At 66.9% G+C, this 1,181-nt stretch carries 1 protein-coding gene; it reads right to left on the bottom strand.

Features of this window, described 5'->3' with window-relative positions; all coding sequences use genetic code 11:
• Positions 1 to 1,035 (bottom strand): IS110 family RNA-guided transposase (locus G406_RS0123555; protein ID WP_037078261.1); only part of this gene is annotated, 1,035 nt, incomplete at its 3' end.
• Between the last annotated feature and the right edge of the window lie 146 nt (positions 1,036 to 1,181).

Below are 1,181 nucleotides of genomic sequence, written 5' to 3'. Positions count from 1 at the left end.
CAGGGCGGCGAACGCGGCGAGGAAGAACGCGCGTTTAAGTTTGCGGTTGCCGGTGCGTGCGGGGTGTTCGCCTTTAATGCTGGTGCCGGAGATGCGGCTGACTGGTGCGATGCCGGCGTAGGCGGCCAGGTGCGCGGAGGTGGCGAAGGCGCTGGCGTCGCCGATTTCGAGCAGGATGCGGGCGCCGGTCCTGACCCCGATGCCGGGCATGGAGGTCAGGACCTGGGCAAGAGGGTGTGCATCGAGTATCTCCTCGACCTGGCCGGCGAGGGCGTTGCGCTGCGCCAGCACCGATTTCAGGCTGTCGGCCAGTCTCGGCAGCACGGTGTCAGCCGCGGTGGTGCCGGGGACGGTGACGGTCTGCTCGTCCAGCGCCGTCATGATCGACTCGACCAGTGTGGCGCCCATTCGGGGTGCGTGCTTAACGGCGATCGCGGTCAGCTTGCGACGGCCGGCCTTGCGAATCCCGATCGGTCCGCCGCAGCGCGACAAGATCTCCAGCACCGCTAGGTGCGCGACTTTCGGGCCAAGGACACGCTCCAGAGCTGGGTGAATACCGGTGAGCAGCCCACGAATCCTGTTGCTGAGCCTGGTTGCTTCCGAGGCGAGGTCGTCGTCATATCCGACCAGCACGTCCAGCTCGGCCAGTGTGTCGTCTCCGACGTCGACCCGCCGCAACGTGTGCGGCAGGGTGCGGGCGGCGTCGGCGATGACGAACGCGTCGCGGGCATCGGTTTTGGCGTTGCCCGGGTACAGATCGGCGATCCGGCGCATCGCCAGACCGGGCAGATAAGCCACCTCGTGTCCACACGCACGGGCGACCGCGACCGGCAGCGCGCCGATGGTGTTCGGCTGATCGACCACGACCAGGACCGGCCCGTGTTTGGCCAGCCTCTCGAACACCTCGCGCAGCTTGGGTTCGCTGTTGGGCAGCGGCTTGTCATACAGCCGCTTCCCAGCCAGGTCTAGACCGACAGCGTGGTGGGCACCCTTGCCGACGTCCAGGCCGAGGAACACCTCGTAACCGTTGTCCACGTGCGTACCGTCTCTCCTACCGAATGTGCCGGTCACCAGTCAGCATCGACAGCCGGCAGCCACGTTACGAAGAGACCTACCCAGAGGGTGGCCGTGTCCCTATTAGCGGTCCACCGATGCCACCAGACCCGGTGACACCACCCCCC

The sequence above is a fragment of the Actinospineispora spinosispora DSM 44797 genome (assembly GCF_000429025.1).
GTDB classification, from domain to species: domain Bacteria; phylum Actinomycetota; class Actinomycetes; order Mycobacteriales; family Pseudonocardiaceae; genus Pseudonocardia; species Pseudonocardia spinosispora.
This window is presented reverse-complemented; position numbering and strand designations above follow the sequence as displayed.